A 23,110-nucleotide genomic window follows, 5' to 3' on the forward strand; every position below is an offset into this window, starting at 1 on the left:
GGGGATTGATTGGGAGTGAGGAATGGCATAGATTGCTAATGATAATCGTTATCGAAAGATATTGCCCGGGGACTGCCCGTCGGCGAGGACGACCCGATGGGCCTCAGGCGTTCGCCTCAACAGTCAGGAAATGGAGTGGGAAATGAGCTTAGACAATCCGGAGACGCGATTCCTGGTCGTGGTCAACCATGAAGAACAGTACTCCATCTGGCCCGATTACAAGGCGCTGCCGCAAGGCTGGCGCGAGGTCGGCCAGCAGGGCAGCAAGGAAGAGTGCCTGGCCTATATCGAGTCGGTCTGGGTCGACATGCGTCCGTTGAGCCTGCGCCAAGCCATGCAGGCCCAGGAGCAAGGTTGATGCCCTCTCCCGCCAGCCCTTGGTTTTCCGTCGTGCCGGCCGGCTCCAGCTCACCTGCGCTGCGGCTGTACTGCTTCCCCTATGCGGGGGCGGGGCACACGGTCTTCCAACATTGGCGGACGCGCCTGGCAGACGACATCGAACTGGCCCTGGTCAAGCTACCGGGGCGGGGCGGGCGCTTTGGCGAGCCCCAGGCCCGCTCGCTGGCCGAGTTGGCCGACTGCCTGGCGGCGGAGATCGCCCGGGCGAGCGGCGCGGGCCGTCCCTTCGCCTTGTTCGGTCACAGCATGGGCGCGCTACTGGCTTTCGAGACGGCGCGAGCGTTGCGCCGTTTCGGGCTGTCTCCGGCGCACTTGCTGGTCTCCGGACGGACGGCACCGGCCGCTCATGGCTGGCGAGAGCGCCTGTCGGACCTGCCGGATGCCGCCTTCCTCGAGGTCATTCGCGGCATGAATGGCCTGCCCCAGGAACTGCTCGACAATGGCGAATGGCTCGAGCTGTTCCTGCCGATCATTCGCGCCGACTTCGCGCTTTGCGAGGACCATCGTTATCGGCAGGAGGCCCCACTGGACTGCCCGATCGACGTCCTGGCGGGTCGCAACGATGCCAGCGTGCCCCTGCCTCTGCTCGATGGCTGGAGCGAAGAAACTCGTCGAGGCTGCCGGACCCGACTGTTTCCCGGTGGGCATTTCTTCCTCTTCGAACGGCAAGCCGAGTTTCTTGCGGTGCTGCAGGACCGCCTGTCCTTGGCCGAGGTCGGCCATGCTGCTGTCTGAGCGAGAGCTGCATGTCTGGGCGGTACCGCTGGATGACACCACAGCGGATTCGGCGGTGTTGGCGACAGCGGAACGGGCCCGGGCCGAACGCTTTCGCTGCCCGACGGCACGCGCGACCTTTATCCAGGCCCGGACCGCCCTGCGGCGATTGCTGGGGGACTACCTCGATATGCCGCCGCAGGCCGTGGTCCTGAGCCGCGACAGGCATGGCAAGCCCCGACTCGGCGCGGGCATGGGGGCATTGCAGTTCAATGTCAGCCATAGCGGCCGGCTGGCGTTGATCGCGCTGTCACGCGCCGCGGTCGGCATCGACCTGGAATGGAGGAAGGTCGATTTCGCGTGGCGCGAACTGGTGCCAATCTGCTGCCATCCTGCCGAGGAGGCCGAATTTCATGACGCCACGGACGCGGGGGGGCGGGAGCGCCTGCTGCGCCTGTGGACCGCCAAAGAAGCCTATCTCAAGGGCCGCGGCGAAGGCCTGGGCCTGCCGCTCACGGCCGTTCGCCTGCAGGCCAGCGCCGCGGGCTGGCGACCCCGCACCGAGGCCCCCTGGGACGATGGGCAAGGGTGGTGGTTGCATTCGCTGCCGTTGCCTACCGGTTACCTCGGCTGCCTCGCGACGCCCTTCCCGTCGCCGCTGATTCGATTCCGGCCCTGGCGCCGATAAGCGGCGGTCGGGCGAGGTCTCCCGTTGCCTGAGGCATCGCCACCCCTGAGGGGAAGCCCCATGGAGGCGTTCCGAATCGGCCCTCATCCCATGCGGTCATGCCCCGTCGGCGCTCCGTCCCATCGCTGCTCGTTGCCCCCGCCGCGCCGGGCATCCTGGGTATGCCTGTCGATGCAGTAGGCGCAGCCGTTGAGCAGGGAGACGCGGATCTTGACCAGCTCCAGCAGGCCGCCACCGAGTTCCTCGTGGTGGCGGGCCGCCTTGGCCAGGTGGGTCTCGATGTCGACCAGGGGCTGGAGGTCACGGCCGACCTGGCGTTGCTGGGCGTGCGCTTCTTGCCGGGCTGTTACCGGCCCAGGCGCTGTCGGTCGGCCCGCGTCGTCTGCAACGGTTGTTCCGGCGACAGCTGGGACTCTCGCCCAAGCAGTACGCCCGGGTGGTGCGCGTCGAGCAGGGCATCCAGGGCACCACTCATCTCGGCGAGGCTGGCCCCGATGGCGGGCAGGGGATGCGCCACGCCGTCCTTCAGCAACAGCAGCGTCGGGAACTGATGCACGCCGAGGCGCTGGGCCAGGTGGAAGTCGGCCTCGGCGGCCTGGCGACCCTCGTCACCGCTCAGATAGGCGGTTGCGCGCTCGGCATCCAGGTCTTCGGCCTCGGCAATGGCCCGGTAGGTGGCGGGGTCGGAGAGGCTCTGCCCGTGCCGATAGAAGGCCTCTTGCATGCGGTGCAGCAAGTGGAGGCCGCGCTCCGGCGCCTGTGCCCTGAGACCGGCGAGCCCTCGCGCGGCATCGGTCGAGTCCATGCGCAGCGTGCCTTCGGCCAGCCTGGACCGGTAAGCCTCGCCGAAGTGTGCGCCGGTTACCTGGGTGATCCGCTCGTTAGCCCGGGGAATATAGGCATAGGTCCCGAGGGGTGCGCTGTGCTCGCCGACGAAGAGGCCACCCGAGATCACCCGGAACGGCAGCACGTGGCGGCGTGCCGCCTCGAGCGCGGCCAGGTGGGGAGCGAAGCCCCAGCACCAGCCGCAATAGGCGTCGGCCACGTAGAGCACCTGCGTGGCCGTGGCCGACGGGTCGTGGGAGATAGGGGGCATGATCTGTCCTTCGATCGTTGGACGGGAGGCCGGCCCGTCAGGGACGGACCGGGGCTCCGGGCTTCAATAGGCGACGCTGAAGCGCCGATTGGGATGGCGGGGCGTTTCCAGCTCGTCGAGCATGGCCACGGCGTAGTCCTGCACCGAGATGCGGCTCTGGCCCTCGGCGTCACTGAGCAGGCCGTCGCCGCCCAGGCGGAACTCGCCGCTGCGCTCGCCGGGGAAGATCTCGGCGGCCGGCGAGAGCATCGTCCAGGCCTGGGCCTGCTGGGCACGCAACCGCTCCAGGGCGGCCTTGGCACCCTCGGCGGTGGCGCGATACTCGGCGGGGAAGTCGGGCGTATCGAGTAGCAGCTCGCCTGGGGCCACCTCCAGGGAGGCCGCGCCGCCCACCACCAGCAGGCGCGGCACGCCGGCGGCCTGGGTCGCGGCGAGGATGGCGTCGAAGCCTTTCAGGTAGTAGCCGTAGACGTCGGTCTGGGCATGGCCGCTGAAGGCGCTGAGCACCACCTCGGCGCCGCGCAGCTGTTCGGTGAGGGCGGACGTGTCCATCACATCGCTCTTCTCGACGCTCAGGCCATCGCGGGCGGCGAGCCGCTCGGGGCGGGTGACCAGGGCTTTGACCTCATGGCCGCGGGCGAGGGCCTCGTCAAGCAGGGCCGAGCCGATAAAACCGCTGGCGCCGATCAATGCAATCTTCATCTCATGTCTCCTCGTTGATGGGGATGGATGAGCGTATTGTTGAGCGATTGATTGATTTGAAAAACAGCCGATCAAGATATTCACTGTTATTGAATTAATGACAATCGGGAGCCCCCGTGACCCGCCCGAGCGAACTCGATCTCAATGGCCTGCCGATCTTCCTGGCGCTGGTGGAGGCGGGCAGCTTCACCGCCGCGGCGGACCGGCTGGGCTGCACCAAGACCAAGGTCAGCCTGCAGATCCGCCAGTTGGAAGAGCGCCTGGGGGTGACGCTGTTCCAGCGCACCACCCGCCGGGTCCAGCCGACCCAGGCCGGGGAGACCCTCTACCGCGAGTGCCGGCCGTTGCTGGCCGGGTTGCAGGAGGCCTTGGCCGTCGCCGAGGGCGATGGCCATCAGCTGCGCGGCGAGCTGCGCCTGACCGCCCCGGAGGACTATGCCGCCCGGGTGCTGGGGCCGGCGGTGGTCGAGTTCGGGCAGCGGCATCCGGCGTTGCGCATCGAGCTGCGCAGCGGCGACCGGATCAGCGACATGCTGGAAGAGGGCATCGACCTGGCCTTTCGCCTGGGCTGGCTGAAGGATTCCACGCTGCGGTCTCGATCCCTGGGGACGTTCCAGCAGTACCTGGTGGCTGCACCCGATTACCTGGCGCGGCATGGCACGCCGGATGATCCCGAGGCGCTGGCCGAGCATGCCTGGGTGGCCTTCACGCCGCTGGCCTCGCCTCTGACCTGGACCTTCCGGCACGGCGAGGAGAGTCGCCGGGTGCAGATGAAGGCGCGGCTCGCCGCCAGCTCCACCGCGGCGCTAAGCGCCCTGCTGGTGGCGGGGGGCGGCATTTCGGTGATGGCCGATATCTCGGCCGACGCGGAGTTGCGTGCCGGGCGCCTGGTGCGGGTGCTGCCGGCCTGGTCGCTGCCCAGTGGCGGCGTGCATGCCGTCTATCCGCCGGGACGCCACCGGCCGGCGCGGGTGCGGGCCTTTATGACGTTCTTCCAGGCCTGGCTGGCGGGCGAGGCTGGGGGGGCTTCGCCGTAGGTGTGCATGGCGACGACTCGCCGCCGAGGCAGCGCCGGTAGCTCTCGAAGGCGGCGCGGCAGTCGCCGTCGAAGGTCAGGTAGGCATTGCGCAGTATGGGAGAAGCCTCCTCGTGGTGATGGGGACATCCTGGGGGCGAGCGAGGATCCCGACGGCTGGATGCTGACGATCGACGGTGAGGTCGAAAGCCCCCTGGAGCTTAGCCTGGGCGAGCTCAAGACCCGCTTCGAGACGATCACCCGTCAGGCGCAACTGGAGTGTGGTGGCAATGGTCGGGCCGGTTTCAACCCCTCGCCACGGGGCAACCAGTGGGTCATCGGGGCCGTCGGCAACGGCGAATGGACCGGGTGTCGGCTCAAGGACGTGCTGGAAGCCGCCGGTGTCGGGGCCTCGGCCGTCTATACCGCGCATTACGGTGCCGATCCACACCTCTCCGGCGATCCGGGGCGCGATGCGCTCAGCCGTGGGGTACCGATCGACAAGGCGTTGGAAGAACAGAACATGCTGGTCTGGGGGATGAACGGGGAGCCGTTGCCGCTGGCCCATGGCGGGCCGCTGCGGGTCTTGATTCCCGGCTGGGCCGGCTCCTGCTCCCAGAAGTGGGTGACGCGGATCTGGCTGCGCGAGCGGGAGCATGACGGTCAGGGCATGACCGGCCTCTCCTATCGCGTGCCCCGCTACCCGGTGGAACCCTCGCGGCTACCTCAACAACTCGCAGCACCGCATCGCGGTCCGCGCCGTCTGAGTCGGAGGTGAACATGGCACGCGGGCTGTGTGTGGTATTGCTCGGGCTGGCCTGCGGCCTGCCGCTGCAGGCCAGTGACGATTTCGGCGGCCTGCCCGAGGGCGACGGCCGGCTGGAAACCTACCAGAACTGCCTGGCCTGCCACTCCTCGGCGATCATCCGCCAGCAGCGCCTCTCGCGGGAGACCTGGGACGAGGTGCTCGACTGGATGGTCGAGCAGCAGGGCATGTGGCAGATGGCTCCCGAGGTACGCGAGCGGGTGCTGGACTACCTGGCCGAGCAATTCGGCCGCGACTAGCTGGGAGCCCTCCGCAACCACGAGGGGCCAGGCCTCTGGATCGGCGCCGATGCCGTGGCGCTTGCCTTGCTCGCCCTGATCGTCACGGCCGTCACCCTGGTTGGGACAGGCGGGCCAGCACCGCCTCACAGAGGGCCTCTACCGGTTGCTGCGAGTCGAGCCGCATGACCGGGCACGCGAGTCGGCGTAGCCAGCGTTCGTGAAGGTCGCGGCTGCGTAGTGGTGCCTTGCCGGTGTCGTAGCGCCTGGCCCATTCCATGAACTCCCGATGGGCGCCATGCATATCACCGCCCGGTCCGATGTGGTCCCCGTAGCGCGCCCGCTCGCGGTCGAGCAGCCGCCGCATGCGCAGCTCATGGGGAAGCGAGAGAAAGATCGCCAGGGTGAAATGGGGGAGCAAGGGATCGCCCCAGCTGCATAAGGAGCCGGCCAGTACCCAGGAATCGTGGTCCGCGATCTCGCGCTCGATCAGGGCGACTCGCTCGGCAGGCGCGCGTTTGATGGTGAACGGAGGGTCGGTGGGCTGCCAATAGTAGGCGTCGGTATCCAGAAAGGGGATATCCAGATGCCTGGCCAGCGCCGCGCCCAGGGTCGTCGTTCCGGACCCCGAGGCACCGAAGAGATGCAGTCGTACCGCCATGCGTTGTTCGTCCCTGACATAGAGAGGAGCGATCCGTCGCCCCGCTTGGCAATGGCCCAATGGCCCAATGGCCATTGGCGCGGGCGGCGAATTATAGCCATCTTGCGCCATGGGGCAAGAGGCGCGGCATGGTCGGCCCGGGCAAGAGCGATCGTCACGGGCCGACCGAAGCTAGTCGCCGGTCGCTGTCACGACGTCGCGCGGGGGATCCAGCTCCGCCGCCAGGCTGTCCACCAGCGCCTCGATGCGTTGCTCGGCCTGGGCCAGGGACGCCTGCAGGCGCGCGTCGGCGAACTCGTCGTACTCCGCGGCGATGCCGTGCAACTCCTCGATACCCAGGTAGCCGAACACGGTGCGCAGGTGCGGCTCGACATGGTTGGCCTGCGCCAGGCGCTGGCCCGGCTCGTAGCCGTGGTCGCCCCGGGCGCCGAGCACCACCAGGCGCTTGTGCATCTCCGTCAGCATCGGCCAGTAGGGCTGACCCGGGCGCGAGCGGTCGAAGCCGAAGGTGCGCCCGACCCGCACGATGTTGTCGATCCAGGCCTTGAAGCCGGCCGGCACGCCGAAGTTGTACATCGGCACGCCGGCCACGATCAGCTCCGCTTCCAGCAGCTCGTCGACCAGGGCATCGCTCTCGGCGAGGACCTCGTGCATCCAGGGCTCGCGGGCCTCCGGCTTGGTGAAGGCGGCGTGGATCCAGTCGCCGGTGACCGGACGCGGCGGCTGCTGGCCGACGTCGCGATAGACGATGCGGTCGCCGGGGCGGACCCGCCGCCACTGGGCGATGAAGTGGGCGCTCAGGCGCCGCGAATGGGAGCCGTGGGGCCGGGCGCCGGAGCGGCCGGGGCGGGCACTGGCGTCGAGGTGCAGGATGGTGGCCATGGGTATCTCCTGTGCTTTTATGGTCAAGTTGCATTCATGTGATTAGCTCCACGAGTGGCAGATTGGCCTTATTATGTAGGGCCGACAAACGATCTATTCTTGGCGAATACACAAGATAAATTTGTTTATGGTGGTTTGATGCAACGACACCGGCTACCCCTCTCGCAGTTGCGTGCCTTCGAGGCGGCGGCGCGCCATCGCAGCTTCAAGCAGGCCGCCGACGAGCTGGCGGTGACGCCCGCGGCGATCAGCCACCAGGTCCGCGAGCTGGAAGGCTGGCTGGGCGTGGCGCTGTTCGAGCGCCGCACTCGCCGGGTGGTGCCCACCGAGGCGGCGACGACCCTCTACCCGGTGCTGCGTGAGGGTTTCGATGCCTTCGCCGAGACCCTGGAACGCTTGCGCGAGCGTACGGCTCCGGCCAGCGTGACCCTCTCCTGCACCCCGGCCTTCGCCAGCCAATGGCTGCTGCCGCGGCTGGCCGATTTCCATGCGACGCATCCCGATATCGACCTGCGCATCCATGCCAGCGAGGCGACGCTCGACCTGTCGCGGGGCGCCTGCCTGGCAATTCGCTACGGCATGGGCCCCTATCCGGAATACGAGGCGCTGGAGCTGGCGGCCGACCGTATCGCGTTGGTCGCCAACCCGAGCCTGGCGCTGGCCGGCATCGAGGATCTCCAGGGCGTGCGGCATATCGATTTCGACTGGTACTGCCCGAGCCTCGGCCTGCCCACCTGGGCCTCCTGGTGCCAGGCGGCGGGAGGCGTCCCATCGAGGCTGGGGCCGCGGCTCGCCTTCTCCGACGAGAGTCATGCCATCCAGGCCGCCATCGCCGGCCAGGGCGTGGCCCTGCTGGGGCTGACCCTGGTGCAGGACGAGCTCGCGCGCGGCGTGCTGACGGTGCCCTTCGGCCCGAGCCTGCCGGGGCTGCGTTATCACCTGCTCAGGAGCCGAGAGACCCGGGGCAATGCCACCCTCGACCGGGTAGCGGCATGGCTGAAAGAGGCGTTTGCTACGGCATCAGCCCCCGTTAGCGGGGGCTGATGCCGTATGACGGGCCAACTGGCCCGTGTACGACCGGACCTCAGTCGGCGTCGAGCGTCTCCGCCACGGGCAGGCCGGCGGCTTCCCACTCGGCCTTGCCGCCCTTGTAGACGGCGACGTCGGTGTAGCCGAGGGCAGTGAGTTGCCGGGCGGCCAGGTCCGAGTTCTGGCAGGTGGCGCTGGCGCAGTACACCACGACCTCGGCGTGCTTGTCCGGCAGCAGCTCGGCGGCGCGCTGCTTGACCTGATCATGGTTGATGTTGACCGCATTGGGCAGATGCCAGTCCCGGAAATACTTCTCGGGCAGGGCTTCCACCAGCGTCGGTTGGTCGGACCCGGCCAGACGAGCGGCCAGGGTCTCGCGATCGATCGTTTTCATGGTCGTGCTCCGTGTCTCGGTTGATGCCACTCCCGGTGGGGGAGACGTCGCATCGGGCAACGTGATGACAGCGTAGGCATTGCGGATGGGCAATGACATCGCCAATATCTGCAAGGATCCATTGCATAGGTGCAAGTGATGAGTCTCGCCTGGGACGATCTCCGCCTGTTCCTCGCCATCGCCCGTTCCGGCACCCTGGCCGGGGCGGCGCGTACGCTTGGCGTCAATCACTCGACGGTGTTCCGCCGGCTCAACGCCATGGAGGAGGGGCTGGAGGTGCGGCTGTTCGAGCGCCTGCCGGAAGGCTATGTGCCGACGGCGGCGGGGGAGGCCCTGCGGGGCCGTGCCGAGCGGGTGGAGGAAGAGACCCAGGCGATCGAGCGGGAGTTGAGCGGCCAGGACGTGCGGCTGTCGGGCCGGGTGCGCCTGACCACCACCGATACCCTGGCCAACGGTTTTCTCGCACCCGTGCTCAAGGGCTTCGTGGAGGCCTATCCGGGCATCGAGCTGGAACTGCTGGTGGTCAGCGCCTTCCTCGACCTGGCCCGCCGCGAGGCGGATATCGCCATTCGCCCGACCCAGGCGCCGCCGGAGACCCTGGTCGGGCGCAAGCTGGGGAGCATCCGCTGGGGGCTCTATGGCGCCCGAGACTACCTGCGCCAGCGACCGGTGCTTGTGGACCCGGCGTGCCCGGGAGAGCACCGCTTTATCGGTGGCAACGAGATGATTCGCCATATCGCCAGTAGCCGGTGGCTGGACGAGCAGGTGCCGGCGTCGGCGGTCGCCCTGCGTACCAACAGCGTCGTCGCGGCCATGGGCGCGGCCCGGGCCGGGGCCGGTCTGGCGGTGCTGCCGCACTACATGGCGCGTCAGGAACCCAGCCTGGAGTGCGTGTGGGAGATCGGCCCGGAAGTGGCCACCGACCTGTGGCTGCTGACCCATCCCGACCTGCGCCACAGCGCACGCATCCGCGCCTTCATGAGCTATGCGGCCGAGGCGGTGCGGGCGCGCCAGGACGAACTGACGGGAGCGTCGTGAGTCGCCGCACGACGTCGTGAAGTTCCGGACGGTGGGCGCAGGCTCGTCTACGGCGACTGGTTCGCTGCCCTGACCGCGCTGGGTTTCTCGTTCACGGGGGGCGCAGTGCGGTGCGTCTCGCTTCTGGCTGCGGGCGCGGGCGCGGGGGGGCGCCGGCCTGACCTGCGTGGCCAGGGGCCTGTCGGTGGCGGCCAGGCCGCAGCGTCCAGTCATCCACGCGGCTGTCGATGGCATGGCTCCCCGGACGATACCAGGGGGAGGGGCGGCGCCCTGGGCGACGCCGCCTGATGACAGCGACACGAGGAGACGAGACATGAGCGATATCGATGACGCCGGGATTGCCCGCCGGGTCGTCTCGCGCGAGGCATGGCTGGCCGCGCGCCAGGCGCATCTACGCAACGAGAAGGCACTGACGCGGCTGCGTGACCTGGTGGCCGCCGAGCGGCGCGAGCTGCCCTGGGTGAGGCTCGACAAGAGCTATGTCTTCGACACCCGGGAGGGGCCGCGGACCCTCGCCGAACTGTTCGCCGGCAACCGCCAGTTGATCGTCCATCACTTCATGTTCGGCCCCGACTGGGAGGCGGGTTGCCCGAGCTGCTCGCTGGAGGCCGACCACGCCGAGGGAGCCATCGTGCACCTCGAGCATCATGATGTCAGTTATGTGCGGGTGTCGCGGGCGCCGCTCGACAGGATCGAGGCCTACCGCCGGCGCATGGGCTGGCGGGCCCGCTGGGTGTCGTCCCATGGCAGCGACTTCAACTACGACTTCCACGTCTCCTTCACCCCGGCGCAGTTGGCCGAGGGCCGGGTTCGCTATAACTATGCCTGGACCGAGGGGTACGAGGAGCTGCCCGGCCTTAGCGTCTTCTATCGGGATGACCATGGCGACGTCTACCACACCTACTCCAGCTATGCGCGGGGCAATGAGGAGGTGATCGGTGCCTTTATCTACCTCGATATCACCCCCAAGGGGCGCAACGAGACGCGAATCATGGACTGGGTCCGGCGCCACGACGAGTACCCGGAGGGGCCGGTGACGGGGGCGCCTTGATGTTGTCGATCCGACCCGGCGGCACGGCGGCTGGCGCTATGGCTCGATGACCGGCTCGTCGCGCCGGGTGGCACGACGGAAGGGCTAGATCACCCGCATCCCGATTGACGAAAAGGTCATGATCACCGGGCTCGGCTGGACGCTTGTCTCAGCTGCGAGGGGGCCAGGCCCCTGGCCTGGCGAAAGCGGCTGGCCAGGTGGCTCGAGGAGCTGAAGCCACAGGCCAGGGCGATCTCGGCCAGCGGCAGGGCGGTATCGCGCAGCAGCGCCTCGGCCCGTGCCAGGCGCCGCTGCAGCACGTACTGGTGGGGCGTGAGGCCCTGGCTGCGCTTGAACATGCGCGCGAAGTGATACTCGCTGAGCTGGACCCGGGCGGCCAGCTCGGCGAGGGGCAGCGGTCGGTCGAGGTGGGCCTCGATATAGTCGCGTATCTGGCCCAGGCGGTAGGGCGCCAGGCCGCCCCGCGGGCGGGGCGGCGGCCGGTGGCGCTGGCCGTAGCCGTCGAGCAGGTGCACCAGCAGCAGGGTGATGGCGCTGTCCAGGGCCAGGCGGTCGGCCGGCTCCCGCCAGTCGAGGGCGAGCAGCCAGTGGCGATAGAGGCTGGCGATCCGCGGGTCCTCGGCGAAGGTCTGCTCGTCCAGCAGCAGGCCGGAGGCCTCCCGGTCCCAGACCCGCTCGGCCAGCCCCTTGAGGTGGTCATCGGTGAAGTAGAGGTGGGCGAATTCCAGGGGGCCGCGGATATCCCAGAGGGAGTCGTGCCGGGCCGGCATCAGGCAGAAGCGGTCGGGGGCGCCGCCATTGCGCCAGCCGCCGGGCGTCCGGCGGTAGGACTCGTAGCCATCGGCCACATAGAGGCTGAGGGTGTGGTGGCCGGGTTGCTCCAGGGCGATCCGGTCGTCGTCGTTGCGCCACTGGGCCAGGCCGATGCCGCCGTCGAGCCGGGCGGCTCGCGTCAGGCTGGCTTGGCGCTGGCTCAGGTTCTCGAATACGTGGTACGGCATGGCCCTCTCCTCCTGGCATCTCGATAGTAGCCAGCCGCCCGCGCCGGGCCAAGGAGGCGATAAGAAAAAGCGCAAGAATCGAATGCCCGGCGCAAGAAGCTGAATGCCCGGAGGATCCGGTTCGGCGACACTCGGCGACTCCGAGCCTGAAGTCACCCAAGGAGCGCCATCATGAACCTGATCCTGTATGCCGTCACCGTGCTGATCTGGGGTACCACCTGGATCGCCATCGCCTTCCAGGTGGGGGAGGTGCCGGTGATGCTGTCGGTCTTCTACCGCTTCGCCCTGGCCGCCGGCCTGCTGTTACTGTGGCTGGCGCTCCGCGGGCGCCTGCGTCGGCTCGGCGCGCGCGATCACCTGCTCTGCGCCCTGCAGGGCCTGTGCGTCTTCTGCCTCAATTTCTATTTCTTCTACACCGCCGCCGCTTATATCACCAGCGGCCTGATCGCCGTGGTGTTCTCCATGGCGGTGCTGTTCAATGCCGCCAACGGCGTGCTCTTCTTCCGCCAGGCGATCACGCCGCGGCTGCTGGTGGCGGCCGCCCTGGGCCTGGCCGGCATGCTCTGCCTGTTCTGGCCGGAAATCCGCCGTGAGGCGCTGGGGTCGGGGGTACTGCTGGGCCTGGGCTGCGCGCTGCTGGGCACCTACGGCTTCTCCCTGGGCAATATGCTCAGCCTGCGCCACCAGCGCCACGGCCTGGACCTGCTCTCCACCAACGCCTATGCCATGGCCTACGGCGCCCTGCTGATGCTGGCGCTGGTGCTGGCCAGCGGCACGCCTTTCACGCTGGACACCTCGCCGGCCTACCTGGGTGCCCTGGTCTATCTGGCCGTGTTCGGTTCGGTGATCGGCTTCGGCACCTATTTCGCCCTGGTGGGCCGGATCGGCCCCGGCCCGGCGGCCTATGCCACCCTGCTGTTCCCGCTGGTGGCCCTGGGCATCTCCACCCTGGTCGAGGGTTACCGCTGGACGCCGCTCGCCCTGATCGGGCTGGTGACGATCCTGGTGGGGAATGGCGTGATGTTCTACCGGCCGCGGGCGAAGATGCCGGGGGGCGACGCGGTGGCGGAAGCCTCCTAGGCTTGGGGAGTGCAAGAGCCACGGGGGAGGGTCGACGATGCTCAAGGCGGTGTTTCTCGATATCGGTGGCGTGCTGACCGAGGATGGCGAGGCCCTGCCCGGCGCCGTGGCGGCGGTGGCGCGCCTGCAGGCGAGTGGGATGGCGCTGCGTTTCGTCACCAACACCTCGCGCAAGACCTCGAAAACGGTCTGCGGTGAGCTGCTGGCCCTGGGCTTCAGGCTGACCCCGGCGCAGGTCTTTACCGCGCCAGGGGCGATCCGCGATTACCTGCGTCGTCATCGCCTGCGTCCCTATCTGCTGATTCACGAGCGGCTCGCGCCAGAGTTCGCCGACCTGGAACGTCAGGATCCGAATGCGGTGGTGCTGGGGGACGCCGAGACGCGCCTGGATTACCCTCATCTGGACGCGGCCTTCCAGCTGCTGCAGCGGGGCGCGCCGCTGCTGGCGGTGGGCACCAATCGCTACTTCCGCCGGGCCGGCGCCCTGCACCTGGACGCCGGGCCCTTCGTGCGGGCCCTGGAGTATGCGGCCGGTATCGAGGCGACGGTGCTCGGCAAGCCCGCAGGCGACTTCTTCCGTGCCGTGCTCGAGGATGCCGGGGTGGCGGCCGGGGAGGCGCTGATGGTGGGGGACGACGTGGAGTGCGACGTGGCCGCGGCCATGGACGCGGGACTGCGGGCCTGCCTGGTGCGCACCGGCAAGTACCGCCCGGGGGACGAGGCGCGGGCGCCCGGCGCCCGCTGCGAGGCGAGCCTGGCCAGGCTGGTCGAGGCCCTGGGAGTCCGGGCGTGAGGTCGCCGGCCCGAACATCGGCCTCGGGCCGGGGGAGGGATTAGTCGCGGAAGTGATCGCGGATGCGTCGCGGGGCCTTGTCCCGCCAGGCGGCGATCAAGGCCTCGCGGACCCGGGGATGGGGCGCCTCGCTCAGGTGCACCTGGGTGTGGCCGGCGGCATCGCCGGGGCTCGGGCGAAAGGCCCCGGGGCAGGCCGCGACGATGTCTTCCTGGGCATCGGCGGGTAGCCACAGGGTGGCCCAGCTCGCCTCGGGGTAGCCCAATTGGGCGAACACCTTGCCGCCGACCCGGTAGTCGGGGTGATCCTGTTCGGCATGTTCCACCACCCCGGGCAGGCCCAGGGCCAGGGCACGAAATTCGGCTTCCGTCATCAGCGCCTCCCAGCCGCCCCGGACGGGGCTCGTTCTCAGGATAGATCGTGCCTCGGGGCTTGTCCGCGATGCGTGGTCGCCGTCGGGCGGGGCGGGGCCAGGCCCCGCCGTTCCAGGGCCGCGGCGACGAACTCCATAAAGGCGCGGATCCGCGCCACCCGCCGCAGGTCGGGGTGGGTCAGCAGCCAGAGCTCGGTGGCCAGCGCCGGGATGGGCTCGCCGAGCCGGCGCAGGGCGGGTTCGGCATCGGCCAGGTAGCAGGGCAGCACCGCGCAGCCGAGGCCATCGCGGGCCGCCGCCAGCATGCCCAGCAGGGTGTCGATGCGGTAGTGGCAGCGTTCCTCCAGGCCGGCATCGGCCAGCCAGGTCGCCAGGGCATCATAGTCCAGGTGGCGATCCGGCCCGATCCAGGCGGCCTCGGCGGGGTCGTCGCCGGGCCGGCCATAGATCGCCTGCTCGATCAGGGCGACCCGGCGGCCCACCAGGTGCTGGGGCGGCGAGGCGGAAGGGCGGAGCGCCACGTCGGCATCGCGTCGGGCGAGATCGAAGCGCTGGTTGGAGACGGCGACCTCCAGCTGGATACGCGGATGGGCGCGCCGGAAGTCGGCGAAGATCGGCGACAGCAGGCCCATCAGCAGGGTATCGGTGGTGGTCACCCGCAGGGTGCCGGAGAGCTGCAGGTCGCGCCCCGCCAGGCGCCGTTCGACCTCCTGGACCTCGCCGGCGATGCGTTCGGCCACCTCGGCGAGCTCGGTACCGGCCGCCGTGGGGGTGTAGCCGCGCCGGGAGCGCTCGAAGAGGCGCACGCCCAGGCGCGCCTCGATGGCGTTGAGGCGGCGAAACAGGGTGGCATGGCTGGCATCGAGGCGGCGGGCGGCGCCGGCCAGGGAGCCCGCCGTGGCGATGGCCAGGACCACGCGGAGGTCGTCCCAGGGCATTAGCTGTTCATTCATGCAAAGTTCGTTGTTATCGATAGGGAATATTAGATCAGTGATGAACAGCCTAGCCTCTGGAGGACCGGCACGACAGGCGTGCCGCCGATATCGGGAGCTAGATCATGCGGGTACTTATCGTTTTCTGTCACCCCGAACCCCACTCCTTCAATGGCGCCCTCAAGGCGACGGCGGTGGCTCACCTGGAGGGCCAGGGGCATGCGGTGGAGGTCTCCGATCTCTATGCCGAGGGCTTCGATCCACTGGAAGGGCCCGGGCACTTCCCGCGGCGCGCCGACCCCACGACCTTCTCCGCGCTGACCGAGCAGCGCCGGGCCCATGAGGCCGGGGAGTTGCCCGCCGAGGTGGCCCGGGAGATCGCACGCCTGGAGCGCGCCGAGCTGATCATCCTGCAGTTCCCTTTGTGGTGGCATGCCCAGCCGGCCATGCTCAAGGGCTGGTTCGACCGGGTCATGGTCTATGGCGGCCTCTATTCCGGCAGCCGGCGCTACGATCGCGGCCGGCTTGGCGGCAAGCGGGCCTTCTGCTCGGTGACCACCGGCTCGCCGGCGCCGGCCTTCACCCGCCAGGGTCGCGGTGGCGAGATGGCCAGCCTGCTCTGGCCCATTCACCGCTCGCTGGCCTACCTGGGCCTGGCGGTATTGCCGCCCTTCGTGGTCTATGGCGTCCAGGGCGGCGGCCTGCACTACGAGCAGGAGGCGATATTCCGCGAGCGCCTGGAGGCCGAGAAGGTCGCCTGGCGGGAACGCCTCGAGCGGCTCGAGGCGCTGTCACCGATTCCCTTCGCCGGCTGGGACGACTGGGACGAGCAGGGGATACTGCGCCCCGAGCATCCGCTGGCCTGGTGGCCCTGAGCCGGATGGCCCATGCCGGCCCGGGCATGCTACGCACGGCTACCAGGGCGGTCGCTCGAAGCGCTCGACCAGGAAGTCGAGCAGGGCGCGCAGCGCCGGGGGTTGGTGGCGCCGCGAGGTGTAGAGCCCGTAGAGGGTCAGTCGGGGCGGCCGCCAGTCGGGGAGCACCGTCAGCAGCTCGCCGCGGGCCAGGGCCGGGCCGATCAGGTAGGTCGGCAGCACGGCGAGGCCGCCGCCGCCGATGACGGCCTCCAGCAGCACCGCGGTTTCGTTGGCGGTGAGACGGTGGGTCACCGCGACGCGCTGTTCTTCGTCATCGCGGGTGAAGTGCCAGCGGCCGCGGCCGAAGTGGGCATGTCCCAGGGAGCGGTGTCGGGCCAGCTCGGCGGGATGGGCCGGGGTGCCGTGGCGGGCCAGGTAGTCGGGGCTGGCCACCAGCCGGGAGTCGCAGGGGGCCAGGGGGCGGGCGATCAGTCCCGGGTCGGGGGCCTCGCCGATGCGCAGCGCCAGGTCGATGCGCGCCTCCACCAGGTTGACCGCCCGGTCGCTGGCATCCAGGTCGATCTTGACCCCCGGGTGGCGCTCGAGGAAGGCGTTGAGCGCCGTGGCGAGCTGGGCCTGGGCGAAGGAGGGGCTACAGCTCAGCCGCAATTGGCCGCGCAGCTCGCCCTCCGCCGGGGCCACCTCCGCTTCCACCTCCTGGGTCAGGGCCAGGATCTGCAGGCAGCGCTCCAGGGTCTGCTCGCCGGCCTGGGTCAGGCTGACTCGCCGAGTGGTGCGCTGCAACAGGCGCACCCCCAGCCAGGTCTCCAGGGCGCCCACATGTCGGGTCACGGCGGCCCGGGACATCGCCAGGCGGTCGGCGCTGGCGGTGAAGCTGCCGCGGCGTGCCACCTCGACAAAGACGCGCATGGCGGTGAGTCGGTCCATGGTATTGGCTCGTTTATCGAAACAAAGAAGGCCATATTGCCCGGTATTTGAGCGCGTATGAAGCAACTATAGTGCCGCCATCCCGCACCATCCCGCGGGCTCGAGACCCAGGAGACTTCACCATGCGTTTCAAAGGATCCCTGTTCGCCGCCGCCATGGCCCTCGCCAGCACCTCGGCCTTCGCCGAGGCGCCCCTGGCGCTGAGCGTCTACAACGCCGATGCCGACAGCTTTCATGTCAACTCGGTGCTGGTCAGCGGCGAGCAAGAGGCGCTGCTGATCGATACCGGCTTCACCCGCGCCGATGCGCTGCGTATCGCCGCCGAGGTGCTGGATAGCGGCAAGACCCTGACCACCATCTATATCAGCCAGGCCGACCCCGACTTCTATTTCGGTACCGAGCTGCTTGGTGAGCTGTTCCCCGAGGCGCGCCTGGTGGCGGCGCCGGCGGTACGCGAGCGGATCCTCGCTAACCGCGAGGCCAAGCTGGCCTACTGGGGCCCCCGGCTGGGCGATAACGCGCCCCAGGCGACGCGCCTCCCCGAGCCCCTGGCGGGGGATACCCTGAGCGTGGAGGGCCGGGTACTGGAGGTGCGTGGCCTGGACGGTGAGCTGGCCCATCGTCCCTATGTCTGGGTGCCTTCCCTGGAGGCTATCGTCGGCACCATCGCCGTCTTCGGCGACCTGCATGTCTGGACCGCCGATACCCAGCAGGCCGGCGAGCGCCAGGCTTGGCTGGCCCAGCTCGACGAGATGGAGGCGTTGGCGCCGGCGGTCGTGGTGCCGGGGCATATGCAGGCGGGAACCCCGTTGACCGCCGAGAACATCGCCTATACCCGCGATTACCTGCTGGCCTACGAGCGGGCCGCCGCCGAGGCCGAGGATAGCCAGGCGCTGATCGATGCCATGCGAGCCGCCTACCCGGAGGCGGGCCTGGAGATCGCCCTGCAGATCGGCGCCGCGGTCACCCTGGGCGAGATGGAGTGGTAAGACGAGGAGGCCAGGGGGCGGCTCGGCCAGTGGCTCGCCGCCTTCTGACCCCCATTCGGCATCGAGGCTGTCGAAGCCGCGCTTCCCCGCACGATACAGGGCAGGGCCCGCTGAGGCCGACTACCCTTGCTGAGTGGGCGGGAGAGACGATCATGCAATATATGCTGATGTGCTGTATCGACGAGACGCTATGGCAGGCCCTGCCGGAGGCGGAGCGGGAGGCCGTCATGGCGGACTACCATGGGCTGCTCCAGGCGTGGGTGACCGACCATCACTATCGCGGTGGGGCACGGCTGCAGCCGGCGGCCACCGCCACCACCCTGCGCGAGGCCGACGGCCGACTGGTGCTGCATGATGGCCCCTTCGCCGAGAGCCGCGAGCAGTTGGGCGGCTTCCATGTGCTGGAGTGTGGCGACCTGGACGAGGCCCTGAGCCAGGCGCGGCGGCTGCCCACACTGCGGGTCGGGGGCGTGGTGGAAGTGCGGCCGGTAGATCCGGCCTATCGCCTGTGAGCGGCACGACCATGGACCTGGCGGCCCTCTATCGACGCGACTATGGGCGCCTGCTGGCGGCGCTGATTCGCCGCTTCGGTGACTTTGCCCTGGCCGAGGATGCCCTGCAGGCGGCCTTCGAGGCGGCCATGCAGCAATGGCCCGAGGAAGGTGTGCCGGCCAACCCGGTGGCCTGGCTCTCCGCCACCGCTCGCCACAAGGCGGTCGACCAGCTGCGTCATCGTCGCTTGGGGGAGCGCAAGCAGGACCAGCTGGCGCTGCACCTCAGCCTGCAGCAGCCGGCGCCGAGTCCCGAGGATCCCGAGCCCCTGGACAGCCTGCGGTTGATCTTCACCTGCTGTCACCCGGCCCTGAATCGGGCCGCCCAGGTGGCCCTTACCCTGCGTACCCTGGGCGGCCTGACCACCGAGGAGATCGCCCGAGCCTTTATGCTGCCGGTACCGACCCTGGCCCAGCGGTTGGTGCGCGCCAAGGCCAAGATCCGCGACGCCGGCATTCCCTTCGAGGTGCCCGAGGCGGCGGCCCTGGACGAGCGGCTGGAGGCGGTGCTGGCGGTGATCTACCTGATCTTCAACGAGGGCTATGCCGCCAGTGGCGGCGAGCGGCTGGTGCGTGGGCCCCTGTGCCGCGAGGCGATCCGCCTGGGGCGGATGCTGGTCGGGCTACTGCCCGCCCAGGGCGAGGCGCGAGGCCTGCTGGGACTGATGCTATTGCACGATGCGCGTCGCGAGACCCGCACCGATACCCGGGGCGATCTCGTGCTGCTGGAGGATCAGGACCGCTCGCGCTGGGATCGCGAGGCGATCGAGGAGGGGCTGGCCCAGGCGACCCTGGCGCTGCGCCAGGCCCCGGGATCCTATGCCCTGCAGGCGAATATCGCCGCCCTGCATGCCCAGGCCGCCTCGGCGGCCGATACCGACTGGCGCCGCATCGTCGCCCTCTATGAGTTGCTCTACCGCCTGCAGCCGAGTCCGGTGGTGGCGCTCAACCGCGCCGTGGCGGTGGCCATGGCCGAGGGGCCCGAGCACGGGCTGGCGCTGCTCGACGACATTCATCTGCCCGGTTACCACCTGCTGCCGGCGGCCCGGGCCGATCTCCTGCGGCGCCTGGGGCGCCATGCCGACGCCGCCGATCACTATCGCCAAGCCCTGGCCCTGGTCAAGCAGGCCCCCGAGCGGCGCTTCCTGGAGCGGCGGCTGGCCGAGGTGGGGGGTTAATGCCGCGGACGGCGTGGCTGGGGACGCGGCGGCGGGATACGTACCGTCTGGCGTGCCGGACGCCGTTGGTGACTATGGGCGTGAGCGACCATGGCGAGAATGCCGGCCGCGGCCAATCCGATCGCGAAATACTCTAGGGGTGCCATGAGCGTCTCCTTCCTGAGTTGGGGCCCTGGGTGGCGCCCGAAGGGCAGTGGCGGTCAGCGCTCCCTGAAGCGATGACGACGCTTTCTCTGACAGCGTAGCCGCGAGGAGGTGCCCTTGGCGACTCCTTCGTGAACGAGCCTTGGACGATTGGGAAGTGGCTCATGTGCCAGAGGGCGACGCCATGCCGGTGCCGTTTCCCCGTGCCAACGATTCCACAAGGCAATGCCAAAGGCAGTATGCGATCACAAAGGCTCAAACCGGTGGCCAATCTCACCGCCGTTGACACTTTGTAGACACCAACGACAAAGGCCGCCGATTGGCGACCATTAGGAAGTGCATAAGAGACGGAAAACAAAGCGGAAAATCTGGTGCCGCAAGGCGGAGTCGAACCGCCGACCTACTGATTACGAATCAGTTGCTCTACCAACTGAGCTATTGCGGCTGGGCGTCGAGTCGAGAGCATAGTCAGCCGCCGGGCCCTTGGCCAGGGGGCGAGGACGATGGCTGGCCCTTGGCCGGCGAATCCGCGTCAAGCCTTCCTGGGCGCGGGGTGGCAAGAGGGCCGCCGCCCCGGGGGCGAATCGGGCAAGGCTATTAGCCCTTGGGCTGGCGAATCCGCGTCAAGCCTTCCTGGGCACTGGAGGCCACCAGTCGCCCCCGGCGATCGAACAGGCTGCCCCGGGCGAAGCCGCGGGCGCCGCCGGCCCAGGGGCTGTCCATATCGTAGAGCAGCCAGTCGTTGACCCTGAGGTCGTGGTGGAACCACAGGGCGTGGTCGAGGCTGGCGATCTGCAGCCGGGGTTCGCCGAACTCGATGCCATGGGGCACCAGGCTGGTGGTCAGCAGGTTGAAGTCGCTGCTGTAGGCCAGCAGGTAGCGGTGCAGGGCGGTGTCGTCCGGGAGCTCGCCGGCCAGGCGGAACCAGACCCGCTTGCGGGTCGGGTGCGAGGCGTCCGCCTCTGAGTCCGGCAGGTGGAGGAACTCGATGGGGTGGCCCTCGAAGTCGAGGAGCTTGGCGCCCTGGGCCAGCAGGGTGTCCGGGTCGTCCACCTCGGGCATGGCGAACTGGTGATGGTGGCCCGGCTCCTCGCCATGGAAGGAGGCGCTGCAGAAGAAGATCGGCTGTCCCTTCTGGATGGCGGTGACCCGGCGGGTGGTGAAGCTGCCGCCGTCGCGTACCGCATCCACCTGATAGACCACCGGCCGCTTGGCATCACCGGGGCGCAGGAAGTAACCGTGCAGGGAGTGCGCCAGGCGCTCGCCGGGCACCGTCCGGGTGGCGGCGGAGAGGGCCTGGCCGAGCACCTGGCCGCCGAACAGCTGCGGGAAGCCGAGGTCCTGGCTCTGGCCCCGGAAGAGGTTTTCCTCGATCATCTCCAGGCCGAGCAGGGCGACCAGATCGTCCAGTGCCTTGGTCATGGCGCTATCCTCTGCGGTAGGGTGGTTCGTCATACGACTGTTTTATGTTGCTAAGGATACCCGAGAGCCTCGCCATGCGCAGCGACGACTTTTATATGCACCGAGCCCTGGATCAGGCCCGCCAGGCCCTGGCCGCCGGGGAGGTGCCGGTGGGTGCCGTGGTGGTGGATGCCGAGGGCGAGATCATCGGCGCCGGCTTCAATGCCCCCTGCGGTTGCCACGACCCCAGTGCCCATGCCGAGATCCAGGCGCTGCGGGCGGCGGCGGCCCGCCTCGCGAATTATCGCCTCGATGGCTGCACCCTCTATGTGACCCTGGAGCCCTGCCTGATGTGCACCGGGGCGATTATCCATGCGCGCCTGGCGCGGGTGGTCTACGGGGCCGCCGAGCCCAAGACCGGCATGGTGGAGTCCAGGGCCAACCTCTTCGCCCAGCCCTGGCATAACCATCGGGTGGAGGTGGAGGGGGGGCGACTGGCCGGCCAGGCCAGGCGCCTGCTCCAGGCGTTCTTCGCCGAGCGGCGCGGTTAGAGCACCGGCGGTACCGTATCGAAGAGTAGATCGTCGTCGACGCTGTCCGGGCGCCGGGCATTGAGCTGGAAGAACTGCCGCTGGCTGCGATCCACATAGTCGAGGATCTCGTAGTAGCGGCGGATATTGCGCACATAGATCACCGGCTCGCCGCCCCGGGCATAGCCGTGGCGGGTCTGGCTGTACCATTCGCGCTTCTGCAGCAGCGGCAGCGCCTCGCGTACATCGGCCCAGCGGTCCGGATCGCCGCCGCGCTGCTCGGCGATGCGCCGGGCATCGTAGAGATGCCCCAGGCCCACGTTGTAGGCCGCCAGGGCCATCCACAGGCGATCGGGCTCCTCGATGCTCTCGGGGAGGCGCTCCTTGATGCCGCGCAGGTAGCGGGCGCCGCCGTCGACGCTCTGACCTGGGTCGAGGCGATCCGCGACGCCCATTTCCTCGGCGGTGGGCAGGGTCAGCATCATCAGGCCACGCACCCCGGTGGGCGAGGTGGCCTCCGGGTCCCAGTGGGACTCCTGATACCCCAGCGCCGCCAACAGCTTCCAGTCGAAGCCGGTCTCCCGGGCCGCCTCGCGGAACAGCGGCGCATAGCCGGGCAGCACCTCCCGCACCTGGTGGATAAAGCGCCGCGCCCCCACGTATTCCAGGTAGTCATCGTGACCGAAGTAGCGTTCCACCAGGGCGTCCAGCTCGCCGTTGGTCTGCTGGGTCGCCAGGAAGGCATTGGCCGCCTGTTGCAGGGGCAAGCCCCCCCGGGCGGGGAAGGCCCAGGCCATGGAGAGCGGCTCGCCGAGGGGGAAGCCACTCTCGACGCCGGGGAAGAAGAGGCGGTTGAGGCGAAACTGATGGGCGTAGACCACGGCGGCATCGAGGCTGCCGGATTCCACCCGCTGCAGCAGGTCGGCGACCTCCAGGTCGCCGGTCTCCAGCCAGCTCAACTCGGGCCGCTCGGCCTGCAGCTCACGCAGTACCAGGCCGGTGCCCGAGCCGCGCAGGGTGGCCAGGGAGAGGCGCTGCAGGTCGTCGATATCACGCACCGGGGGCAGGCCGCGGCGATAGACCACCAGCGGCTGCAGGGTGAGGATGGGGCGACTGAAGATGATCCCCTCCTGTTCCGGGGCCAGGGGCAGGGCGGCGGCGCCCAGGTCGGCCTGGCCCGCGCGCACGCCGGACAGCACCTCCTGGAGGCTATGGTCGGCGTCCATATCCAGGCTCACCCCCAGGTGATCGGCGAAACGCCGGGCCAGCTCGTACTCGAAGCCGGCGGGGCCGTGACTGCCCTGATAATAGGTGGTGGGGGTGTTGCGGGTCAGGACGCTGAGGAAGGCCCGTTCGCGAATCGTCGTCAGTGGCGAGTCGGGGCGTGGCGACTGGCGTGCCGGCCACAGGGCCAGCAGCAGGCCGCAGCAGAGCAGCATATAGCCCCGCCAGTGGCGGTAGAGATGAAGAGCCAGGGATCGGTGCATGGGGATCAGCGGTCGCCTCGGGACGCCCCACCATAACGGCGCCGGCGGAGGCTGTCATCCCGCGGATTTCGTCCGCGCCCCGCTTTCCAGTATCATGTGCGCCAGATCGCCGCCAGCCGCGGCACCAATCCTG

The 23,110-nt window shown here is 69.1% G+C and carries 28 protein-coding genes and 1 tRNA gene; 16 read left to right on the forward strand and 13 right to left on the reverse strand.

The features are described 5' to 3' along the window. The first annotated feature begins 142 nt into the window (after positions 1-142). The 3 genes from ACZ5EF_RS02530 to ACZ5EF_RS02540 are packed head-to-tail and all read left to right on the forward strand — an operon-like array spanning position 143 to position 1,801. A complete protein-coding gene (locus tag ACZ5EF_RS02530; protein ID WP_346062622.1) occupies positions 143-358 on the forward strand; it encodes an MbtH family protein in 216 nt (71 codons plus the stop codon). Continuing rightward, complete coding sequence (locus tag ACZ5EF_RS02535) at positions 358-1,134, forward strand: thioesterase II family protein (protein ID WP_346062621.1); 777 nt, start codon at positions 358-360, stop codon at positions 1,132-1,134. Before ACZ5EF_RS02530 ends, ACZ5EF_RS02535 begins: the two co-directional genes overlap by 1 nt. Next, positions 1,121-1,801 (forward strand): 4'-phosphopantetheinyl transferase family protein, encoded by a 681-nt coding sequence (locus ACZ5EF_RS02540; protein ID WP_346062620.1) that lies wholly within the window; start codon positions 1,121-1,123, stop codon positions 1,799-1,801. The genes ACZ5EF_RS02535 and ACZ5EF_RS02540 overlap by 14 nt, the downstream gene beginning before the upstream one ends. An 83-nt stretch (positions 1,802-1,884) precedes the next feature. On the opposite strand, the gene ACZ5EF_RS02545 is transcribed toward ACZ5EF_RS02540, so the two are convergent. The 3 genes from ACZ5EF_RS02545 to ACZ5EF_RS02555 form a co-directional block, all read right to left on the reverse strand. Further along, positions 1,885-2,091, reverse strand: coding sequence for a carboxymuconolactone decarboxylase family protein (locus ACZ5EF_RS02545; RefSeq protein ID WP_464123354.1), 207 nt, complete (start codon positions 2,089-2,091; stop codon positions 1,885-1,887). Between the two features lie 56 nt (positions 2,092-2,147). Further along, positions 2,148-2,897, reverse strand: a complete 750-nt coding sequence (locus ACZ5EF_RS02550) for a DsbA family protein (protein ID WP_346062619.1) — start codon at positions 2,895-2,897, stop codon at positions 2,148-2,150. A gap of 63 nt (positions 2,898-2,960) precedes the next feature. Then, a complete protein-coding gene (locus tag ACZ5EF_RS02555) occupies positions 2,961-3,599 on the reverse strand; it encodes an NAD(P)-dependent oxidoreductase (protein WP_346062618.1) in 639 nt (212 codons plus the stop codon). Between the two features lie 116 nt (positions 3,600-3,715). On the opposite strand from ACZ5EF_RS02555, the gene ACZ5EF_RS02560 reads away from it, so the two are divergent. From ACZ5EF_RS02560 to ACZ5EF_RS02570, 3 genes are all read left to right on the forward strand, one after another. Then, positions 3,716-4,636: a LysR family transcriptional regulator gene (locus ACZ5EF_RS02560; RefSeq protein WP_346062617.1), complete on the forward strand. Its 921-nt coding sequence runs from the start codon at positions 3,716-3,718 to the stop codon at positions 4,634-4,636. Between the two features lie 159 nt (positions 4,637-4,795). Next, positions 4,796-5,392, forward strand: a complete 597-nt coding sequence (locus ACZ5EF_RS02565; protein ID WP_464122771.1) for a molybdopterin-dependent oxidoreductase — start codon at positions 4,796-4,798, stop codon at positions 5,390-5,392. Between the two features lie 2 nt (positions 5,393-5,394). Beyond that, a complete protein-coding gene (locus ACZ5EF_RS02570; RefSeq protein ID WP_346062615.1) occupies positions 5,395-5,679 on the forward strand; it encodes a hypothetical protein in 285 nt (94 codons plus the stop codon). A gap of 91 nt (positions 5,680-5,770) precedes the next feature. Here ACZ5EF_RS02570 and ACZ5EF_RS02575 read toward each other — a convergent pair whose 3' ends face one another. Both ACZ5EF_RS02575 and ACZ5EF_RS02580 read right to left on the reverse strand, forming a co-directional pair. Continuing rightward, positions 5,771-6,319, reverse strand: a complete 549-nt coding sequence (locus ACZ5EF_RS02575) for an ATP-binding protein (RefSeq protein ID WP_346062614.1) — start codon at positions 6,317-6,319, stop codon at positions 5,771-5,773. 171 nt (positions 6,320-6,490) lie between these two features. Beyond that, on the reverse strand, positions 6,491-7,201 hold the full coding sequence (locus tag ACZ5EF_RS02580) for an FMN-dependent NADH-azoreductase (protein ID WP_346062613.1): 711 nt from the start codon (positions 7,199-7,201) through the stop codon (positions 6,491-6,493). A 138-nt stretch (positions 7,202-7,339) separates the two neighbouring features. Here ACZ5EF_RS02580 and ACZ5EF_RS02585 point away from each other — a divergent pair, with 138 nt between their 5' ends. Further along, positions 7,340-8,245, forward strand: coding sequence for a LysR substrate-binding domain-containing protein (locus ACZ5EF_RS02585; protein WP_346062612.1), 906 nt, complete (start codon positions 7,340-7,342; stop codon positions 8,243-8,245). Between the two features lie 40 nt (positions 8,246-8,285). On the opposite strand, the gene ACZ5EF_RS02590 is transcribed toward ACZ5EF_RS02585, so the two are convergent. Next, positions 8,286-8,624, reverse strand: coding sequence for a rhodanese-like domain-containing protein (locus ACZ5EF_RS02590; RefSeq protein WP_346062611.1), 339 nt, complete (start codon positions 8,622-8,624; stop codon positions 8,286-8,288). Positions 8,625-8,762: 138 nt separating this feature from the next. Here ACZ5EF_RS02590 and ACZ5EF_RS02595 point away from each other — a divergent pair, with 138 nt between their 5' ends. Both ACZ5EF_RS02595 and ACZ5EF_RS02600 read left to right on the forward strand, forming a co-directional pair. Further along, positions 8,763-9,662, forward strand: a complete 900-nt coding sequence (locus tag ACZ5EF_RS02595) for a LysR family transcriptional regulator (RefSeq protein WP_346062610.1) — start codon at positions 8,763-8,765, stop codon at positions 9,660-9,662. 313 nt (positions 9,663-9,975) lie between these two features. Further along, on the forward strand, positions 9,976-10,713 hold the full coding sequence (locus tag ACZ5EF_RS02600) for a DUF899 domain-containing protein (RefSeq protein ID WP_346062609.1): 738 nt from the start codon (positions 9,976-9,978) through the stop codon (positions 10,711-10,713). A gap of 122 nt (positions 10,714-10,835) precedes the next feature. Here the strand turns inward: ACZ5EF_RS02600 and ACZ5EF_RS02605 are convergent, their stop codons facing one another. After that, on the reverse strand, positions 10,836-11,714 hold the full coding sequence (locus ACZ5EF_RS02605) for an AraC family transcriptional regulator (RefSeq protein WP_346062608.1): 879 nt from the start codon (positions 11,712-11,714) through the stop codon (positions 10,836-10,838). A 171-nt stretch (positions 11,715-11,885) separates the two neighbouring features. Between ACZ5EF_RS02605 and ACZ5EF_RS02610 the strand changes: the two genes are divergently transcribed. After that, positions 11,886-12,794: a DMT family transporter gene (locus ACZ5EF_RS02610; RefSeq protein WP_346062607.1), complete on the forward strand. Its 909-nt coding sequence runs from the start codon at positions 11,886-11,888 to the stop codon at positions 12,792-12,794. A 37-nt stretch (positions 12,795-12,831) separates the two neighbouring features. Further along, positions 12,832-13,587 (forward strand): TIGR01458 family HAD-type hydrolase, encoded by a 756-nt coding sequence (locus ACZ5EF_RS02615; RefSeq protein ID WP_346062606.1) that lies wholly within the window; start codon positions 12,832-12,834, stop codon positions 13,585-13,587. Between the two features lie 40 nt (positions 13,588-13,627). Here the strand turns inward: ACZ5EF_RS02615 and ACZ5EF_RS02620 are convergent, their stop codons facing one another. Both ACZ5EF_RS02620 and ACZ5EF_RS02625 read right to left on the reverse strand, forming a co-directional pair. Continuing rightward, positions 13,628-13,960: an MmcQ/YjbR family DNA-binding protein gene (locus ACZ5EF_RS02620; RefSeq protein WP_346062605.1), complete on the reverse strand. Its 333-nt coding sequence runs from the start codon at positions 13,958-13,960 to the stop codon at positions 13,628-13,630. A 35-nt stretch (positions 13,961-13,995) separates the two neighbouring features. After that, on the reverse strand, positions 13,996-14,913 hold the full coding sequence (locus tag ACZ5EF_RS02625) for a LysR family transcriptional regulator (RefSeq protein ID WP_346062604.1): 918 nt from the start codon (positions 14,911-14,913) through the stop codon (positions 13,996-13,998). Between the two features lie 104 nt (positions 14,914-15,017). Between ACZ5EF_RS02625 and ACZ5EF_RS02630 the strand changes: the two genes are divergently transcribed. Next, a complete protein-coding gene (locus ACZ5EF_RS02630; protein ID WP_346062603.1) occupies positions 15,018-15,767 on the forward strand; it encodes an NAD(P)H-dependent oxidoreductase in 750 nt (249 codons plus the stop codon). Between the two features lie 39 nt (positions 15,768-15,806). Here the strand turns inward: ACZ5EF_RS02630 and ACZ5EF_RS02635 are convergent, their stop codons facing one another. Continuing rightward, positions 15,807-16,697 (reverse strand): LysR family transcriptional regulator, encoded by an 891-nt coding sequence (locus ACZ5EF_RS02635; RefSeq protein WP_346062602.1) that lies wholly within the window; start codon positions 16,695-16,697, stop codon positions 15,807-15,809. A 122-nt stretch (positions 16,698-16,819) separates the two neighbouring features. Here ACZ5EF_RS02635 and ACZ5EF_RS02640 point away from each other — a divergent pair, with 122 nt between their 5' ends. From ACZ5EF_RS02640 to ACZ5EF_RS02650, 3 genes are all read left to right on the forward strand, one after another. After that, positions 16,820-17,686 (forward strand): MBL fold metallo-hydrolase, encoded by an 867-nt coding sequence (locus ACZ5EF_RS02640; RefSeq protein ID WP_346062601.1) that lies wholly within the window; start codon positions 16,820-16,822, stop codon positions 17,684-17,686. Between the two features lie 152 nt (positions 17,687-17,838). Beyond that, positions 17,839-18,198 (forward strand): YciI family protein, encoded by a 360-nt coding sequence (locus tag ACZ5EF_RS02645; protein WP_346062600.1) that lies wholly within the window; start codon positions 17,839-17,841, stop codon positions 18,196-18,198. Beyond that, positions 18,195-19,415 (forward strand): RNA polymerase sigma factor, encoded by a 1,221-nt coding sequence (locus ACZ5EF_RS02650; RefSeq protein ID WP_346062599.1) that lies wholly within the window; start codon positions 18,195-18,197, stop codon positions 19,413-19,415. The genes ACZ5EF_RS02645 and ACZ5EF_RS02650 overlap by 4 nt, the downstream gene beginning before the upstream one ends. A 513-nt stretch (positions 19,416-19,928) precedes the next feature. Here the strand turns inward: ACZ5EF_RS02650 and ACZ5EF_RS02655 are convergent. Both ACZ5EF_RS02655 and ACZ5EF_RS02660 read right to left on the reverse strand, forming a co-directional pair. After that, positions 19,929-20,004, reverse strand: a tRNA-Thr gene (locus tag ACZ5EF_RS02655). A 152-nt stretch (positions 20,005-20,156) separates the two neighbouring features. Then, positions 20,157-20,981 carry an acyl-CoA thioesterase gene (locus ACZ5EF_RS02660; RefSeq protein ID WP_346062598.1) on the reverse strand — a complete coding sequence of 275 codons (825 nt, stop codon included), beginning with the start codon at positions 20,979-20,981 and terminating at the stop codon, positions 20,157-20,159. Positions 20,982-21,055: 74 nt separating this feature from the next. Here ACZ5EF_RS02660 and tadA point away from each other — a divergent pair, with 74 nt between their 5' ends. Then, the gene (gene tadA, locus ACZ5EF_RS02665; protein WP_346062903.1) at positions 21,056-21,511 is read left to right on the forward strand and encodes a tRNA adenosine(34) deaminase TadA; all 456 of its coding nucleotides are present in this window, start codon (positions 21,056-21,058) and stop codon (positions 21,509-21,511) included. Here the strand turns inward: tadA and mltF are convergent. Then, positions 21,508-22,977, reverse strand: coding sequence for a membrane-bound lytic murein transglycosylase MltF (gene mltF / locus ACZ5EF_RS02670; protein ID WP_346062597.1), 1,470 nt, complete (start codon positions 22,975-22,977; stop codon positions 21,508-21,510). The genes tadA and mltF overlap by 4 nt on opposite strands. Positions 22,978-23,110 lie beyond the last annotated feature (133 nt).

It is taken from the genome of Bisbaumannia salifodinae (assembly GCF_055388505.1).

Excerpts from the sequence above, each read along its gene's own strand:
- ACZ5EF_RS02640 (WP_346062601.1), top strand. The coding sequence starts at position 16,820 with ATGCGTTTCAAAGGATCCCTGTTCGCCGCCGCCATGGCCCTCGCCAGC.
- ACZ5EF_RS02550 (WP_346062619.1), bottom strand. The coding sequence starts at position 2,897 with ATGCCCCCTATCTCCCACGACCCGTCGGCCACGGCCACGCAGGTGCTC.
- ACZ5EF_RS02595 (WP_346062610.1), top strand. The coding sequence starts at position 8,763 with ATGAGTCTCGCCTGGGACGATCTCCGCCTGTTCCTCGCCATCGCCCGT.
- ACZ5EF_RS02535 (WP_346062621.1), top strand. The coding sequence starts at position 358 with ATGCCCTCTCCCGCCAGCCCTTGGTTTTCCGTCGTGCCGGCCGGCTCC.
- ACZ5EF_RS02600 (WP_346062609.1), top strand. The coding sequence starts at position 9,976 with ATGAGCGATATCGATGACGCCGGGATTGCCCGCCGGGTCGTCTCGCGC.
- ACZ5EF_RS02610 (WP_346062607.1), top strand. The coding sequence starts at position 11,886 with ATGAACCTGATCCTGTATGCCGTCACCGTGCTGATCTGGGGTACCACC.
- ACZ5EF_RS02630 (WP_346062603.1), top strand. The coding sequence starts at position 15,018 with ATGCGGGTACTTATCGTTTTCTGTCACCCCGAACCCCACTCCTTCAAT.
- ACZ5EF_RS02540 (WP_346062620.1), top strand. The coding sequence starts at position 1,121 with ATGCTGCTGTCTGAGCGAGAGCTGCATGTCTGGGCGGTACCGCTGGAT.
- ACZ5EF_RS02660 (WP_346062598.1), bottom strand. The coding sequence starts at position 20,981 with ATGACCAAGGCACTGGACGATCTGGTCGCCCTGCTCGGCCTGGAGATG.
- ACZ5EF_RS02620 (WP_346062605.1), bottom strand. The coding sequence starts at position 13,960 with ATGACGGAAGCCGAATTTCGTGCCCTGGCCCTGGGCCTGCCCGGGGTG.
- ACZ5EF_RS02635 (WP_346062602.1), bottom strand. The coding sequence starts at position 16,697 with ATGGACCGACTCACCGCCATGCGCGTCTTTGTCGAGGTGGCACGCCGC.
- ACZ5EF_RS02590 (WP_346062611.1), bottom strand. The coding sequence starts at position 8,624 with ATGAAAACGATCGATCGCGAGACCCTGGCCGCTCGTCTGGCCGGGTCC.
- ACZ5EF_RS02555 (WP_346062618.1), bottom strand. The coding sequence starts at position 3,599 with ATGAAGATTGCATTGATCGGCGCCAGCGGTTTTATCGGCTCGGCCCTG.
- ACZ5EF_RS02570 (WP_346062615.1), top strand. The coding sequence starts at position 5,395 with ATGGCACGCGGGCTGTGTGTGGTATTGCTCGGGCTGGCCTGCGGCCTG.
- ACZ5EF_RS02565 (WP_464122771.1), top strand. The coding sequence starts at position 4,796 with ATGCTGACGATCGACGGTGAGGTCGAAAGCCCCCTGGAGCTTAGCCTG.
- ACZ5EF_RS02585 (WP_346062612.1), top strand. The coding sequence starts at position 7,340 with ATGCAACGACACCGGCTACCCCTCTCGCAGTTGCGTGCCTTCGAGGCG.
- ACZ5EF_RS02530 (WP_346062622.1), top strand. The coding sequence starts at position 143 with ATGAGCTTAGACAATCCGGAGACGCGATTCCTGGTCGTGGTCAACCAT.
- tadA (WP_346062903.1), top strand. The coding sequence starts at position 21,056 with ATGCGCAGCGACGACTTTTATATGCACCGAGCCCTGGATCAGGCCCGC.
- ACZ5EF_RS02575 (WP_346062614.1), bottom strand. The coding sequence starts at position 6,319 with ATGGCGGTACGACTGCATCTCTTCGGTGCCTCGGGGTCCGGAACGACG.
- mltF (WP_346062597.1), bottom strand. The coding sequence starts at position 22,977 with ATGCACCGATCCCTGGCTCTTCATCTCTACCGCCACTGGCGGGGCTAT.
- ACZ5EF_RS02615 (WP_346062606.1), top strand. The coding sequence starts at position 12,832 with ATGCTCAAGGCGGTGTTTCTCGATATCGGTGGCGTGCTGACCGAGGAT.
- ACZ5EF_RS02645 (WP_346062600.1), top strand. The coding sequence starts at position 17,839 with ATGCAATATATGCTGATGTGCTGTATCGACGAGACGCTATGGCAGGCC.
- ACZ5EF_RS02605 (WP_346062608.1), bottom strand. The coding sequence starts at position 11,714 with ATGCCGTACCACGTATTCGAGAACCTGAGCCAGCGCCAAGCCAGCCTG.
- ACZ5EF_RS02580 (WP_346062613.1), bottom strand. The coding sequence starts at position 7,201 with ATGGCCACCATCCTGCACCTCGACGCCAGTGCCCGCCCCGGCCGCTCC.
- ACZ5EF_RS02625 (WP_346062604.1), bottom strand. The coding sequence starts at position 14,913 with ATGAATGAACAGCTAATGCCCTGGGACGACCTCCGCGTGGTCCTGGCC.